Origin of the sequence: Mycobacterium sp. E2327 (genome assembly GCF_001672675.1) — a bacterium.
Classification (GTDB): domain Bacteria; phylum Actinomycetota; class Actinomycetes; order Mycobacteriales; family Mycobacteriaceae; genus Mycobacterium.
Genome location: NZ_LZKE01000249.1, coordinates 1 through 15,297, shown reverse-complemented (window position 1 = coordinate 15,297; position 15,297 = coordinate 1). Strand labels below are relative to the sequence as shown.

Sequence of the window (15,297 nt, the reverse complement as noted above, 5' to 3'; positions counted from 1 at the left end):
AGTTGGCGGCGTAAAACGCGGCCTCCGATCGCAGCTGCTTGACGTGCACGCCGGCCGACTTCAGCAGGGTGCGCTGGATCTGGGCGAAGCTGTGCATGGACGCGGCCGCCGCCACCACCGACGCGATCAGCCACCACCAGTTGGCCTCGTAAAGGCTCATCCAGGCTTTCGCCAACTGGTGCCAGCCCAGTGCGATCTCCACAGCAAGCACGATCGCGACGATGCCGAGGATCACCCAGCGCACCCACCAGTACCTGCCGCGCGGAGTCTCTTCGCGCGTCAGGTCCAGCTTGCGGGCGGGTGCGTCGTGCGACACGTGCTTTAGGGTAACCGCGCAGGTGGCGCGGCCAGCGAGGCGAAGCTCCGACTGTGTCGCGGTCGTAACCGGATCGTGCCGGGTCCGGCGGAACCTGGGACGACCTCACGGCCGGTCGAAGCGCGCCGGCGCCAGATAGGCTGGGCTGATGCCGGCAAACCCCGAACGAGCCGCGGAGGCCTTCGAGGCCGCATCGGTCGAACCCCTGGTCCGAAAGGCCGCCGCCTGGGCGTGGCGTTTGCTGGCCATCCTGGCCGCGGTGCTCGCACTGCTCTGGGTGGTGCAGAAGCTCGAAGTAATCGTGGTTCCGGTGTTGCTGGCGCTGATGGTCAGCGCTTTGCTGGTTCCGGCCGTCGACTGGATCGACAAACGGGGCCTGCCGCGCGGGGCGGCGGTGGCGCTGGTCATGCTGGGCGGGTTCGCGATTTTCGGCGGCATCCTGACGTTCGTCATCATCCAATTCGTCTACGGTCTGCCCGACCTGACCGAGCAGATCAGCCGCAGCATCGACTCCTCCCGCCGGTGGCTGATGGAGGGCCCGTTGCATCTGCGCGGCGAACAGATCTCCAACGCGGGCAACGCCGCGATCCAGGCGCTGCACAACAATCAGTCCAAGCTGACCAGCGGTGCGCTCTCCACCGCGGCGACGATCACCGAACTGGTGACGGCCGCGGTGTTGGCCCTGTTCACGCTGATTTTCTTCCTCTACGGCGGGCGCAACATCTGGCAGTACGTCACCAAGATCTTCCCGGAGAACGCCCGGGACCGGGTGCGCGAGGCGGGCAACGCCGGATACGGGTCGCTGATCGGCTACGTGCGGGCCACCTTCCTGGTCGCCCTGACCGACGCCGCGGGCGTCGGCACCGGGTTGGCGATCATGGGCATCCCGCTGGCGCTGCCGCTGGCCTCGGTCGTGTTTCTCGGCGCCTTCATTCCTTTGATCGGTGCGCTGGTCTCGGGGCTGCTCGCGGTGGTGGTCGCGCTGCTGGCCAAGGGCATGGTCTACGCGCTGATCACGCTGGGTCTGCTCATCGCGGTGAACCAGCTCGAGGCGCATTTGCTGCAGCCGCTGGTGATGGGCCGCGCGGTCTCCATCCATCCGCTCGCCGTGGTGCTGGCGATCTCCACCGGCGGCGTGCTCGCCGGGATCGTCGGGGCCCTGCTCGCCGTTCCCACGGTCGCGTTCCTCAACAACGCGATTCAGGTGCTGCTGGCCCGGGATCCCTCCGCCGAATCTGAAAAGCAGACCGAGGAGGCCGACGAGGTCGGGGTCGTCGTCCAGGCGGAACCGGACAAGCCCGACTGAGCAGCCTTTAGATCCGTCCCTCGCGACGCAGCAGATCCTGGGCGCTGACGCCCCCGCCGGCGCCCCTGCGACGCCGGTCGCCGTTGTCGCCTTGCCCGCGGGCGTCGAGTTTCTCGGTGGTGGGCTCGGCGTCAGGCATCTCACCGGGGGCCGGCGCGTCACCGGAATGGTTGCCGGGGACCGGAATGGCCCGCGTCTGACCGCTGGACGGCGTCGGCGGCGCGGGTGGCCGCGGTGACGCCGACGGCCACGGGGCCGCGTTGGTGGCGGGTGCCGAGAGGCGCGCGGTCTTCGGCTCCACCGACTGGGCCTGCAGGCGGGTGGTGCTCGCGGCGGACGGCGTGCTCGGCGCACCGGGCGCCAAGTCCCTGGCGGGCCGGGGCTCCAGCTGGTCGGGGTGCGCCGCCCGCGACGGCTCCAGCGAGCCGGGGTGGGTGGGGTCGTGCGGCGCGCGGGGCGCTCCCGCGGCCAGGGCGGCCGCCGCGACCGGTGGCCGGGTGGGCCGGCCGTTGAGGGTGGGGCGCTTGCGCTCGTCGGGCAGGTCGATCTCGCCCAGCCCCATCTTGTTCTGCAGGCGCCGGGCCCAGCGCGGGGCCCACCAGCAGTCGTCGCCGAGCAGCTTCATCACCGACGGCACCAGGAACATGCGGACCACGGTGGCGTCCAGCAGCAGCGCCGCCATGAGCCCGAATGCCAGGTACTTCATCAGCACGAGATCGGAGAAGACGAATGACGCGGCGACCACGGCGAGGACCAGCGCGGCGGCCGTGATCAGGCGTCCCGTGGTCGCGGTGCCGATCCGGATCGCCTCGGCGGTGGACATGCCGCGTTCGCGGGCTTCGACCATTCGGGACACCAGGAACACCTCGTAGTCGGTGGCCAGGCCGAAACCGACCGCGACCACCAGCGCGATCAGCACCACCATCAGCGGCGTCGGAGTGAAGTTCAGCCACGTCGAGAAGTGCCCGTCGACGAAAATCCAGGTCAGGATGCCCAGCGTCGACCCGAGCGTCAGCGCGCTCATCACCACCGCCTTGATCGGCAACACCACCGATCCGAACGCGAGGAACATCAGCAAGGTCGTGGCGCTGAGCAACAGCGCCAGCATCAACGGGGCCTTGTCGAACAAGCTGTGGATGCTGTCCTGCTCGAGCGCGGGCGTGCCGCCAACCAGGAGGGTGAGGCCCTTCGGCGGGTTTATGGACCGCAGTTCGTCGATCTTCTTGGCGGCGTCATTGCGGTTGGACAACCCGTTCTGAATGACGCGCACCGAGTCGTTTTTGGGCTGCGTCGTGCCGTTCGGCCCGTTGACGCAGGGGTTGCCCGCGATGGCCGGGCACGGCCGCTCCTCCCACGATTTGTCGGTGAACCCGGTGATCGGCGCGATCCTGTTGCGGATGTCGGCCACCTGCTGGTCGGTGACCTTGCTGCCGTTGTTGCTCTTGATCACCATGGTCAGTTGCTCGGTGCGGTAGCCCGGGAACAGCTTGTCGAAGTGCTCCTGCGCCTGCCGTACCGGGTTGTTGGGCGGCAGGTACTTCTCGCTCATGCCGCCGAAGGACAGGTTGCCGAGCGGGATGACGAGCAGGATCATGCCGACGGCGATGGGAACGGCGAACGCCAACGGCCGCTTCATCACGAAGTTGACCAGCTTGCCCCAGAAGCCGGCCTCGACCTCTTCGCGGGTCTTGGTCTTCTGCAGCCGGTCGGCGAGCCAGTTGAGGTAGGCGCGCGACACCTTCCAGTTCCGCAGGAAGGGCACCCGGAACGCGGTCCGCACGCCCAGCGCGTCGACGTGGCGGCCGAGGATGCCCAGGCAGGCCGGCAGCAACGTGATCGACAGCAGCGCCGCCAGGCCGACCGCGGCGAAGATCGCATAGACCAGCGAATGCACGAAGCCCTGCGGCAACACGAGCAGGCTGGCGCTCGAGGCGATGATGAGCACCGCCGAGAAGGTGACCGTGCGCCCGGCCGTCATGACGGTGCGTCGCACGGCGGCCTCGGTGTCGTAGCCTTCGGCGATCTCCTCCCGGAACCGGCTCACCACGAATAGCCCGTAGTCGATGGCGATACCGAGGCCGATCAGCGAGACCACCGGCTGGGCGAAGTAGTGCACCGGCCCGAACATGGCGACGAACCGCAGGATGCCAGTTGCGCCCGCGATGCTCAGCCCGCCCACGATGACCGGCAGGCCGGCGGCGATCGCGCCGCCGAACACCAGGAACAGCACCACCGTCACCAGCGGCAGGGCGAGGACCTCCATCCGCCGCTGGTCGGTGGCGATGGTTCCGGTCAGGGCGTTGGCGATCGGCTCCAGGCCCGCGAGCTGGACGGTGCCGCCGTCGAGCTTCTGCAGGTCCGGCGCGATGGTCTTGTAGTTGTTGAGGATCGAGTCGTCGTCGTCGCCCTTGAGCGGGATGGACACGAAGGTGTGCTTCTTGTCCTCCGTCGCCATCCCTTTGATCAGCGGGGGCGCGTCGGCGGGATTGGCGACCGCCAGCCAGCCCGCCCAGCCGACGACCTGGTTGGGGTGGTCGTTCTTGAACTTGTTCAGCTCGTCGACGATCTTCTGGTGCCACGCCGGGTCCTCGACGGTCTTGCCGTCGGGGGCGGTGAAGGTGGCGACGATGTGACTGGTGCGGTCGCGGCCATAGGTCTGGTCACCCAGGACGGAGGCCTTGACGGACTGGCTGCCGTCGTCGTAAAAGCCGCTCTGCGTAACGTGTTTGCCCAGGCTCATCCCGAAAATGCCGCCGCCGAGGCAAAGAGCCACCATGACCCCGATGACGATGTACCGATAGCGGTACACAGTTCGTCCCCACCAGGCGAACACGTAAGCTCCTTACTGGATCAGTAGTGACCCGCGGATTGAGTTCCCAGTCTCACACACGCGTGGTCAAAAGGGCGGACAGCGGCCGGAACGGCTGCAGCCATGCTCCATGGTCAGGCAGCGAATCCAGACCGATCCGCGGCAACGGCTCCCGGAACACACCGGCGATGTCTTCCAGGTCGACGAAGTCCAAGGTATCCGACGCTAGCGCCCAACTCGCGTGTTCGCGAAATCCGATCACCTGGACGGGAACCCCGGTGCGCGCGATTTCTTCCAGCGGCTGACGGAAGGCCTGGCCGTCGGCGGAGGCCACCACCAGCGCCGCAAGCCCCTCGGACTGCCGCCGCGCGATGTGCGCCAGCATGTCGTGGTCGACGTCACTGTCCTCATCGATCTTCGGCTTGGCGAAGACCGCGAACCCCACGTTACGTAACGCGTCGACCCAGGGCCGGACGACGTCGGCGCTGCCGGGGGCGATGTTGGTGAAGACGGTGGCCTCGGGTTCGATGACGACGCCGGGGCGTCCCGAGCTGACCTCCGCGGTTCGCGCCAACAGCCAGCGGCCCAGGGCGTCGAATCGGGGGCGCTCCAGGGCCGTCGGGCGCCGCCCCAATATGGAGCCCAGGCCCATGTCGAGGTTGGGAGCGTCCCAGACCAGCAGCACCCGCCCGGCCGGCGGCTGGAAGCTGTTCAGGCCCTCGGCCGACAGAACCGCCGGTGCTTCCAGCGCTTCCGATGCCGTCGCCTCTTCTGTCAGGCTCATTGCCATCGCCTGCCTAACTCATCGCCTAAGCCAGATGAATTCGTTCACCGCGCTGCCCGCTTCTTGGGCCTTGGACTCGTACTTGGTGGTGGGGCGCACGACCGAGATCGGCAGCCGGCTTCCCTCCTCGGCGCGCCGAAGCCGGGGTTCGCCATCGCCGGCCTCGGCGATCTGCTCGGCGTAGCCGGGATGGTCCGTCGCGGCGTGCAGAACACCACCAGGGAGTAACCGGTCGGCGATCAGGCCAATCGTGCTCGGTTGCAGGAACCGGCGCTTGTGGTGCCGGGCCTTGGGCCAGGGATCGGGAAAGAAGACGCGGACGCCGGTCAGCGAACCCGGGGCGATCAGGCGGTCCAGCACGTCGATCGCGTTCCCGCGGATCAACCGGATGTTGCCGACCTGCTCGCGGTCGATCGCGGACAGCAGCTGCGCCAGGCCCCGGCGGTAGATCTCCACCGCGATCACATCGACGCCGGGCTCGTCCTGGGCCATCGCGAGGGTGGATATGCCGCTGCCGCAGCCGATTTCGAGCACCACCGGCGCCTCGCGGCCGAACCAGGCGCGGGTGTCCAGCGGCTCGGGCGGCTGGGGAGCCCCGGCGGGCGCGGACCCGACCGAGATGCCCAGTTTCGGCCATAGCCGCTCCCAGGTGCGGCGTTGAGCCTCCGAAAGCGCGGAACGGCGCGACCGGAAACTCGTGGCGGGGAGGCGGCGATGTTCGGGAACGGGCGGTTCTCCAGTCACATCCTTACTTTCCGGGCCAGCCTCCACTGCCGCCGGCGCGTCGGGACACGTCCCGACCCCGGGTTGCGCATGCATTTGTCCATGGTGGCCTATGAACCCCCGATGTAGCCGCCCGTGGTCCAGATTGATACCCAACAGTTGCCTTCTGCTGCTAGCGGTGGCTCGCATCTCGCTGACGCAGATGCCACCATTCGGTGAGACCCGGCTGGCCGTTCGGCAAACGGACGCCCATCCGATCGAACGGCTAGGACAGATGACGGGACACGGGCACAGACTTTTCGTCGACGAGCTGGCGCGCTTTGCCGCCGGCCGCGCCGACCCGCGCGTGACCGCGATCACCGAACGGGCCGGCGCCCCGCTGCGCGTGGCCGTGCGCGGTCGACGCGGCGTCGGTTGCCGCACCGTGGCGCACGCCCTGAACCTCGCGGGAGCCGGGTGCGGGATCGCCGCGACGGCGGGGACGCCGGCCGGGGCCGACGTGGTGGTGTACGTCACGGCCGAGGTGATCAAGCCCGAGGACGCCGAGGCCGTCGCCGCCGCCGGGCGCCCCGTGCTGGCCGTGCTGAACAAGGCCGACCTCGCCGGCTCGCTTTCCGGGCGGGGCGGCGACGGGCCGATCGCGGCGGCGCGCCAACGCTGCGCCCGGCTCGCCGCGCTGCTCGGGCACCCGATCGAACCGATGATCGGGCTGTTCGCCGTCGCCGCGCTCGACGGCCTGGACGACGAGTTGTGGGCGGCGCTGCGGGTCCTCGCCGCCGATCCCGCCGGCGCGGGCTGCCTCGACGGCTCGTTCGCCGGGTTCCTGGCGGCGGAAAATCCGGTGCCGACCGCCGTCCGGCTGCGCCTGCTCGACACCCTGGACCTGTTCGGCACGGCCCTGGGCATCGCCGCGGCCCGGCGGGGCAGGACGCCGGCACAGGCGCGGGCCCTGTTGCGCCGGCTGAGCGGCGTCGACGCCGTCCTGGACAAGGTCGCGGTGATCGGCGCGCAGGTGCGCTACCAGCGGGTGCTCCGGGCGGTCGCGGAATTGGAGGCCCTGGCCGTCGCCGCCGGCCCGGACGGCGAGGCGATCAGCAACTTTTTGGCCAGCGACGACGCGGTGGTCGCCCGGATGGCGGCCGCGGTTGACCTGGCCGAGGCTGCCTGGCACGACCCCGGCGCCGACGTTCCTGACGATCCCGCGGCCCAGCTACCCCGGGCGGTGCGCTGGCAGCGCTACAGCCTTGGCAGGCTGGGACCGGTGAGTGATCTGCAGCGCGCCTGCGGCGCGGACATCGCCCGGGGATCGCTGCGGCTGTGGTCGCAGGCCTGCGGGCCGCTGCCCGGGGAGCCACGGTGAGCGGCGACGACCCGGCCGCCGACGTGGACGCGCTGGTGGCGGCGATCGGGCCCCGGTTGGATTCGCCCGGGATCAACCGCCGCGACGTGGTGTTGGTGACCGGGCCGTGGCTGGCCGGCGTCACCGCCGTGGTTTCGGCGCTGCGCGAACGGCTGCCGCAGCACAAGTTCGTCGAGTCGGCGGACCTGGGACCCGGCGATGCGCCGATCGCGGTGGTGTTCGTCGTCTCCGCGGCGGCGCAGCTGACCGGATCGGACTGCGTACTGCTGGATGCCGCCGCCGAGCACACCGACGTGGTCGTCGCCGTGGTGTCCAAGACCGACGTGCACCGCAACTGGCGCGACGTCCTCGCCGCCAACCGCGACACCCTGGTCGCGCACGCGCCGAGGTACGCCCGGGTGCCCTGGGTCGGCGCGGCCGCCCTGCCCGACCTGGGCGACCCGAGCGTCGACGACCTGGTGCGGACGGTCGACGAGCAACTCGCCGATCCCGACATTCCCCGGCGAAACAGGTTGCGGGCCTGGGAATCCCGGCTGCAGGGGGTCGCCGAGCGCATCGACCGCGACGCCGAGGGCGCCGGACGGCGGGCGCGGGTCGACGCGTTGCGCGAGGAGCGCAGCGGGGCCCTGCGGCAGCGCCGGCAGGCGAAAACCGAGCGCACCATCACGCTGCGCGGCCAGATCCAGCAGGCTCGCGTCCAGTTGTCCTACTTCGCGCGCAACCGGTGTTCGTCGGTGCGCACGGAGCTGCAAGAGGACGCCGCCGGTCTGTCGAGGCGGCAGATGTCCGGCTTCAGTGACTACGCGCGCGGCCGCGTCGACGAGGTGGTGGCCGAGGTGGGCGAGGGAACCAGCACCCACCTCGCCGAGGTCGCGCAGGTGTTGGGGGTGCCGCTGGCCCTGCCCGGTGTCGAGAAGCTGCCGACGGTCGAGGTCGCGCCCGCGCCCCTGAAATCGCGGCGGCACGAAACCTGGCTCATGATGCTGCTGGGCGCCGGCTTCGGGCTGGGGGTGGCGCTGACGCTCAGCCGGCTGGTCGGCGGGCTGGCCTCCCGGCTCAGCCCCGCGCTGGCCGCCGCGGGCGCGGTGGCATGCGTTGCCATCGGGGTGGCGGTCACGTTCGTGGTCGTGCACATCCGCGGCCTGCTGCGCGACCGGGCGCTGCTGGACCGCTGGGCGGGCGACGTCACGTCGTCGCTGCAGTCGACGGTGGAGGAGCTGGTGGCGACCCGGGTGCTGGTCGCCGAGTCGTTGCTGAGCACCGAGCTGGTGGCCCGCGACGAGGCGGAGAACGCGCAGGTGGCCGACCAGGTCAGCGCCATCGACAGCGAACTGCGGGAGCACGCGATCGCGGCGGCGCGGGCGGCCGCGGTGCGCGACCGGGAGATGCCGACCATCCAGGCTGCGCTGGACGCGGTGCGTGCAGAACTCGGACAACCGGGTATACCCCAACCCGAGATCGACACCGCTGAAACGGCTTCAAGGAGCGATGATGGCGACGACGGGTGACGTTTGACCCTGTTTCTGAATCGTTGTTGTGAGAAGGCTTATACCCGCCCGAGACCTCCCCGACAAGTGGCTCACGATAACCTGTAGTTAACGCCACCATGTAAATAGTTGTGTGGGCGAGGGCATAGCAAGGCAACTCAAATACGAGCCGAGTAAGCAGGCAGAAGAATCCAGGAGACTTCGATGACTTCAGCGACCATCCCCGGTTTGGACACCGCGCCCACCAAGCACCAAGGGCTGCTGTCCTGGGTGGAGGAGGTCGCCGAGCTCACCCAGCCCGACCGGGTGGTCTTCGCTGACGGTTCCGACGAGGAATGGCAGCGGCTCACCGACCAGCTCGTCGAGGCCGGCACCTTCAAGCGGCTGAACCCCAAGGAGTACCCCAACTCCTTCCTGGCGCTGTCCGACCCGTCCGACGTGGCGCGCGTCGAGTCGCGGACCTTCATCTGCTCCGAGCGGCAGATCGACGCCGGCCCGACCAACAACTGGATGGACCCCGCGGAGATGCGGTCCACCCTCAAGGACCTGTACCGCGGCTGCATGCGCGGCCGCACCATGTATGTGGTGCCGTTCTGCATGGGCCCGCTCGGTGCCGACGACCCCAAGCTGGGCGTGGAGATCACCGACTCCGAATACGTCGTCGTCTCGATGAAGGTGATGACCCGGATGGGCAAGGCGGCCCTGGAGAAGATGGGCGACGACGGCTTCTTCGTCAAGGCGCTGCACTCGGTCGGCGCCCCGCTCGAGCCCGGCCAAAAGGACGTGCCGTGGCCGTGCAACGAGACCAAGTACATCACCCACTTCCCCGAGACCCGCGAGATCATGAGCTACGGCTCCGGCTACGGCGGCAACGCCCTGCTGGGCAAGAAGTGCTACTCGCTGCGCATTGCCTCGGCCATGGCCCACGACGAGGGCTGGCTCGCCGAGCACATGCTGATCCTCAAGCTGATCTCCCCGGAGAACAAGGCCTACTACTTCGCCGCGGCGTTCCCGTCGGCCTGCGGCAAGACCAACCTGGCCATGCTGCAGCCGACGATCCCGGGCTGGCGCGCCGAGACGCTCGGCGACGACATCGCCTGGATGCGGTTCGGCAAGGACGGCCGGCTGTACGCCGTCAACCCCGAGTTCGGCTTCTTCGGCGTCGCGCCGGGCACCAACTGGAAGTCCAACCCCAACGCGATGCGCACCATCGCCGCGGGCAACACCGTGTTCACCAACGTCGCGCTGACCGACGACGACGAGGTGTGGTGGGAAGGCCTGGAGGGCGAGCCGGACCACCTGATCGACTGGAAGGGCAACGACTGGTACATCCGGGACACGGAAACGAAAGCCGCGCACCCGAATTCGCGGTACTGCACGCCGATGTCACAGTGCCCGATCCTGGCGCCGGAGTGGGACGACCCGCAGGGCGTGCCGATCTCGGGCATCCTGTTCGGCGCGCGCCGCAAGACCACGGTGCCGCTGGTGACCGAGGCCCGCGACTGGCAGCACGGCGTGTTCATGGGCGCGACCATGGGCAGCGAGCAGACCGCCGCCGCCGAGGGCAAGGTCGGCACCGTGCGCCGCGACCCGATGGCCATGCTGCCGTTCCTGGGCTACCACGTCGGCGACTACTTCCAGCACTGGCTGGACCTGGGCAAGAACTCCGACGAGTCCAAGCTGCCGAAGGTGTTCTTCGTCAACTGGTTCCGCCGCGGTGACGAGGGCCAGTTCCTGTGGCCGGGCTTCGGCGAGAACAGCCGCGTGCTGAAGTGGATCGTCGACCGCATCGAGCACCGGGCCGGCGGCCAGGACACCCCGATCGGTGTCGTGCCGACCGCGGCGGACCTGGACCTGGACGGCCTCGACGCCGACAGCGACGAGGTCGCGCAGGCGCTGGCCGTCAACGCCGACGAGTGGCGCCGGGAACTGCCGCTGATCGAGGAGTGGTTCGAGTTCGTCGGCGACAAGCTGCCGACCGGCGTGAAGGACGAGTTCGAGGCGCTCAAGCAGCGACTCGCCGAGGCCTAAACTTCCGCGAACTGGGGGCACCTCCCGCTTGCGGGGGAACGTAAAAGCCCCCATTCCGTGCCGGAATCGGGGACTTTTACGTCTGCTGGGCACCCGTGACTTGCCGGCGCAGCGATTTCGGCAGATACACCGCGCCCGCTCCGGCGCCGGCCGCCAGGTCGCCCGGGTTGGAGATGGCGCAGCGCTTCAATGAGAGGCAGCCGCAGCCGATGCAGGAGTCGAGGTTGTCGCGCAGCGCGATCAAGCCGGCGATCTGGTCGTCGAGGCGGGCGCGCCAGCTCTTGGACAGCCGGGCCCAGTCGGCGCGGGTCGGGGTGCGGCCGTCGGGGAGGGTGGCCAACGCGTCAGCGACCTCGTCCAGGCTCAGCCCGACGTTGCGGGCGGCCTTGATGAAGGCCAGGCGGCGCAGCATCTGCCGTTCGAAGCGGCGCTGATTGCCCGACGTCCGGGTCGCCGTGATGAGGCCCTGGCTTTCGTAGAAGCGGATCGCCGAGGCGGCGAAGCCGCTGCGCCGGGCGATCTCGCTGACGGTGAACAGATCACGCTTGTCCATTGCGGCCTTTCCCGATTGAGGACTTGACTTAAAGTTTACTTCAACTATCAGTATGGGCCGTATGACTCAACCGCAACCCAGTCCCGTCGCAATCGTCACCGGCGCCTCCCGCGGCCTCGGCAGGGCGCTGGCCGCCGCCCTGCTCGGCCGGGGATGGACCGTCGTCGCCGACGCCCGCCGCGCCCACGAACTCAATGCCACTGCAGCCGAACTTAATTCGGAGCGATTCATCGGATTGCCCGGCGACGTCACGGACTCGTCGCACCGTGACGCCCTGATCGCCGCCGCGCTGGGCGCCGGTCCCGTTAGCCTGCTGGTGAACAACGCCAGCCGGCTAGGGCCCAGCCCGCAGCCCGCGCTCGCCGACTACCCGGAGAGCGACTTGCGGGACGTGTACGAGACCAACGTGTTCGCGCCGCTGGCGCTGGCCCGGGCGGCGCTGCCGGCGCTCGCCGACAACGCCGGGGTGATCGTCAACGTGTCGTCCGACGCCGCCGTCGAGCCGTATGCCGGCTGGGGCGGATACGGGTCGTCGAAGGCCGCGCTGGATCAGCTGTCGGCCGTCCTGGCGGCCGAGGTGGCGGCGGTTCGCGTGTACGCCTTCGACCCGGGCGACATGCGGACCGAGATGCACCAGGCCGCTTTTCCCGGAGAGGACATCTCCGATCGCGCCGAACCGGAGGCCGTCGTGCCCGCCTTGCTGGACCTCTTGGACACCCGGCCGCCGGGGGGTCGTTACCGGGCCACGGAGCTGTTGGCCGGTGCGCTGTCATGATCCACTTCCAGCGCCCCCCGGGCTCCGACGCCAGCGAGCCGCCCGAAGCGCGCGGCCTGGCCCGCGACGCGGTCCGGCTGCTGGTCGCCCGCCCGGGGCGGATCAGCCACGCCCGCTTCGCCGACCTCGGTGACCACCTGCGACCCGGTGACCTCCTGGTGGTGAACAACTCCGCCACGATGCCCGCCGCGGTCGACGGCCGCCGCGGCGGGCGGGACATCGCCGTGCACTTCTCGACGGCGCGCCGCGAAAAGGAGTGGGTGGTGGAACTGCGGCCCGCGGCGGACGCCGCTGGACACCTCACCGATGTGCGGCCCGGCGAACGCGTCGACCTGCCCGGCGGGGCGGCGCTCGTGATCGGCTCGTCGTATCCCGAACCCGGGGTCGAGGGTGCCCGGCTGTGGACCGCGCGGGTGATCCTCGAGGGCGACCTGGGGGCCTACCTCGCACGGCACGGGCGGCCGATCCGGTATTCGTACGTGCCGCGGGAGTGGCCGCTGCGTTATTACCAGACCGTGTTCGCGCGGTCCGCCGGCAGCGCCGAAATGCCCAGCGCTGCAAGACCGTTCAGCACCGAACTGGTGACCGCGCTGGTCTCCGCCGGGATCGGGATCGCGCCGATCACCCTGCACGCCGGGGTGTCGTCGGCCGAGGCCGGCGAGCCGCCGACCCCCGAGCTGTTCGAAGTTCCGGCGCCCACCGCGCGGCTGGTGAACTCGGCGCGCGCGGCGGGCAACCGGGTGATCGCCGTCGGCACGACGGTGACCCGCGCGCTGGAGTCGGCCGCGGACCCGGCCGGCGTGGTTCGGCCGGCCGTCGGCTGGACCGACCTGGTGCTCGGCCCGCAGCGCCCGTGCCGGGTGGTCGACGGCCTGGTCACCGGGTGGCATGACGCCGGCGCCTCACACCTGCTGCTGCTCGAGGCCGTCGCTGGCCCCGACCTTGTCGCCGCGGCCTACCGGGAGGCGGTCGCACGCGGTTATCTGTGGCACGAATTCGGGGACAGCGCCCTGCTGCTGCCCGCATGACACGTGTCAAACCGGGCGTCGTACAGTCTGCGCATGCAGATTCGCCAGCATGTCGGCGCCGACAAGCCCGCCGTGATCCTCTACCCGTCCGGGACGGTCGTCACCTTCGATGATCTGGAAGCCCGCGCGAACCGACTGGCGCATCGGTTCCGCCAGGCCGGCCTGCGCGAGGGGGACACCGTCGCGATCCTGATGGAGAACAACCAGCACATCCACGCGGTGATGTGGGCGGCCCGCCGCAGCGGTTTGTACTACGTGCCGATCAACACCCACCTGACCGCGGCCGAGGCCGCCTACATCGTCGACAACAGCAACGCCAAGGCGATCATCGGTTCGGCGGCGCTGCGCGACACCCTGGTGCAGCTGGGCGAACACCTACCCCGGCTGCCCGAGCTGCTGATGATCGCCGACGGCGACCTGCCGGGCTGGGAAAGCTACCCGGAATGCGTTGCGCAGCAACCCGACACGCCCATCGACGACGAGATCGAGGGCGACCTGCTGCAGTACTCGTCGGGCACCACCGGGCGGCCCAAGGGGATCCGGCGCGACCTCCCGCACCTGCCGCCCGCGGAGGCGCCCGGCATGATGTCGGCGCTGGTCGAGTTCTGGATGTCGCCCGATTCGATCTATCTGAGCCCGGCCCCGCTGTACCACACCGCGCCGTCGGTGTGGTCGATGAGCGCACAGGCCGGCGGCATCACCACGGTCGTGCTGGAGAAGTTCGACGCCGAGGGCACACTGGACGCCATCCAGCGCTACCGCGTCACCCATGGCCAGTTCGTGCCGGCGATGTTCACCCGGATGCTGAAATTGCCTGCGGACGTTCGTGATTCGTACGACCTATCCAGCCTCAAGCGCGCGATGCACGCCGCGGCCCCGTGCCCGGTGGAGATCAAGAAGCAGATGATCGACTGGTGGGGGCCGATCATCGACGAGTATTACGCCTCGTCGGAGGCGATCGGGGCGACGTTGATCAGCGCCGAGGAGTGGCTGGCGCACCCGGGTTCGGTCGGCAAACCGTATCTGGGCGCGGCGCACATCCTCGGCGAGGACGGCACCGAGCTGCCGCCGGGCCAGCCCGGCGAGATCTACTTTGAGGGCGGGCACTCCTTCGAATACCTCAACGACCCGAGCAAAACCGCCGCGTCGCGCAACACGAATGGCTGGGTGACGGTGGGCGACGTCGGTTATCTCGACGAGGAGGGCTATTTGTACCTCACGGACCGGCGCCACCACATGATCATCTCCGGCGGGGTGAACATCTATCCGCAGGAGACTGAGAACCTGCTGGTGACCCATCCGAAGGTGTTGGACGCCGCGGTGTTCGGCGTTCCCGACGACGAGATGGGCCAGCGCGTGATGGCGGCCGTGCAGACCGTCGACCCGGCCGACGCCACCGATCAGTTCGCCGACGAGTTGTCCGCCTGGCTGCGAGACCGCCTGGCGCACTACAAATGTCCACGCTCGATCGCCTTCGAGGCGCAACTGCCGCGCACCGATACCGGAAAGCTCTACAAGAACGGGCTGATCGAGAAGTACTCCGTGTGACCCTGCGCGTCGTCGATCTGAGCGGGCCGCCGCAGCCCGGTGACGATGCGCTGCCCGGCGTGCAGGTTGCCGTGGGGCCGATCGCGAACGCCGCGGAATCATGGCTCGACCGCGCCACTTTCACGCTGACCGAAGAGCCGTGTGACGATCGCAGGGTCGTCGTCGTCGACTCGGTGCCCGACGCCCTGGCCGAGCTTACCGAGCGCTGTGACCGGTGGCCGCACGCCAGCGCGGTGTGCGACGACGTGCTGCGCGCGATCGATCCCGCGGGCCCCACGCTGGCCGGGGTGGTGACCGAATCGCTGGCCTACTCCACGCTGCAGGCCGGCCCGGAGTTCGCGCGATGGCTGGCCGAACGCGGCCCGGCAAGCATGCCCGACATCGCCGAGCCGGTGCTGGGCCGGCGCGACGGGGACACGTTGCGGATCACGTTCAACCGGCCGCAGCGCCACAATGCGTTTTCGACCGATGCGCGTGCCGCGCTGCTCGAGGCGCTGACAGTGGCGCTGCTGGACACCTCGGTGACCGGGATCGTGTTGAGCGGCAACGGTCCATCGTTCGGCAGCGGCGGGGACCT

12 protein-coding genes and 1 pseudogene are annotated in these 15,297 nt (G+C 69.6%); 8 read left to right on the top strand and 5 right to left on the bottom strand.

The annotated features are described in order from the left end of the window. Nucleotides 1–316 (bottom strand): annotated as a pseudogene (locus A5712_RS28510) (TIGR00374 family protein); the annotation flags it as partial. A 148-nt stretch (nucleotides 317–464) separates the two neighbouring features. Between A5712_RS28510 and A5712_RS28505 the strand changes: the two are divergent. Beyond that, complete coding sequence (locus A5712_RS28505; protein WP_068113438.1) at nucleotides 465–1,622, top strand: AI-2E family transporter; 1,158 nt, start codon at nucleotides 465–467, stop codon at nucleotides 1,620–1,622. A gap of 7 nt (nucleotides 1,623–1,629) precedes the next feature. Here A5712_RS28505 and A5712_RS28500 read toward each other — a convergent pair whose 3' ends face one another. The 3 genes from A5712_RS28500 to trmB are packed head-to-tail and all read right to left on the bottom strand — an operon-like array spanning nucleotide 1,630 to nucleotide 6,052. Further along, entirely contained in the window at nucleotides 1,630–4,455 is a 2,826-nt protein-coding gene (locus A5712_RS28500) for an MMPL family transporter (protein WP_068113435.1), read from the bottom strand. 49 nt (nucleotides 4,456–4,504) lie between these two features. Then, nucleotides 4,505–5,215, bottom strand: a complete 711-nt coding sequence (locus A5712_RS28495) for an NYN domain-containing protein (RefSeq protein ID WP_068113432.1) — start codon at nucleotides 5,213–5,215, stop codon at nucleotides 4,505–4,507. 18 nt (nucleotides 5,216–5,233) lie between these two features. After that, on the bottom strand, nucleotides 5,234–6,052 hold the full coding sequence (gene trmB / locus A5712_RS28490; RefSeq protein ID WP_369830444.1) for a tRNA (guanosine(46)-N7)-methyltransferase TrmB: 819 nt from the start codon (nucleotides 6,050–6,052) through the stop codon (nucleotides 5,234–5,236). 160 nt (nucleotides 6,053–6,212) lie between these two features. On the opposite strand from trmB, the gene A5712_RS28485 reads away from it, so the two are divergent. The 3 genes from A5712_RS28485 to A5712_RS28475 all read left to right on the top strand — a co-directional run bounded on the left by A5712_RS28485 (nucleotide 6,213) and on the right by A5712_RS28475 (nucleotide 10,816). After that, the gene (locus tag A5712_RS28485) at nucleotides 6,213–7,298 is read left to right on the top strand and encodes a hypothetical protein (RefSeq protein ID WP_068113442.1); all 1,086 of its coding nucleotides are present in this window, start codon (nucleotides 6,213–6,215) and stop codon (nucleotides 7,296–7,298) included. Beyond that, nucleotides 7,295–8,806 (top strand): hypothetical protein, encoded by a 1,512-nt coding sequence (locus A5712_RS28480; protein WP_068113444.1) that lies wholly within the window; start codon nucleotides 7,295–7,297, stop codon nucleotides 8,804–8,806. Before A5712_RS28485 ends, A5712_RS28480 begins: the two co-directional genes overlap by 4 nt. A gap of 183 nt (nucleotides 8,807–8,989) precedes the next feature. Beyond that, nucleotides 8,990–10,816: a phosphoenolpyruvate carboxykinase (GTP) gene (locus A5712_RS28475; RefSeq protein WP_068113426.1), complete on the top strand. Its 1,827-nt coding sequence runs from the start codon at nucleotides 8,990–8,992 to the stop codon at nucleotides 10,814–10,816. A 76-nt stretch (nucleotides 10,817–10,892) separates the two neighbouring features. On the opposite strand, the gene soxR is transcribed toward A5712_RS28475, so the two are convergent. Beyond that, complete coding sequence (gene soxR, locus A5712_RS28470) at nucleotides 10,893–11,369, bottom strand: redox-sensitive transcriptional activator SoxR (protein WP_068113423.1); 477 nt, start codon at nucleotides 11,367–11,369, stop codon at nucleotides 10,893–10,895. 61 nt (nucleotides 11,370–11,430) lie between these two features. Between soxR and A5712_RS28465 the strand changes: the two genes are divergently transcribed. From A5712_RS28465 to A5712_RS28450, 4 genes are all read left to right on the top strand, one after another. After that, nucleotides 11,431–12,144, top strand: a complete 714-nt coding sequence (locus A5712_RS28465) for an SDR family NAD(P)-dependent oxidoreductase (RefSeq protein WP_068113422.1) — start codon at nucleotides 11,431–11,433, stop codon at nucleotides 12,142–12,144. Next, entirely contained in the window at nucleotides 12,141–13,172 is a 1,032-nt protein-coding gene (locus A5712_RS28460) for an S-adenosylmethionine:tRNA ribosyltransferase-isomerase (protein WP_068113419.1), read from the top strand. The genes A5712_RS28465 and A5712_RS28460 overlap by 4 nt, the downstream gene beginning before the upstream one ends. A 33-nt stretch (nucleotides 13,173–13,205) precedes the next feature. Beyond that, a complete protein-coding gene (fadD4, locus tag A5712_RS28455) occupies nucleotides 13,206–14,720 on the top strand; it encodes a fatty-acid--CoA ligase FadD4 (protein WP_068113416.1) in 1,515 nt (504 codons plus the stop codon). A 2-nt stretch (nucleotides 14,721–14,722) separates the two neighbouring features. Continuing rightward, a partial coding sequence (locus A5712_RS28450) for an enoyl-CoA hydratase/isomerase family protein (protein ID WP_231982268.1) occupies nucleotides 14,723–15,297 on the top strand: 575 nt, incomplete at its 3' end.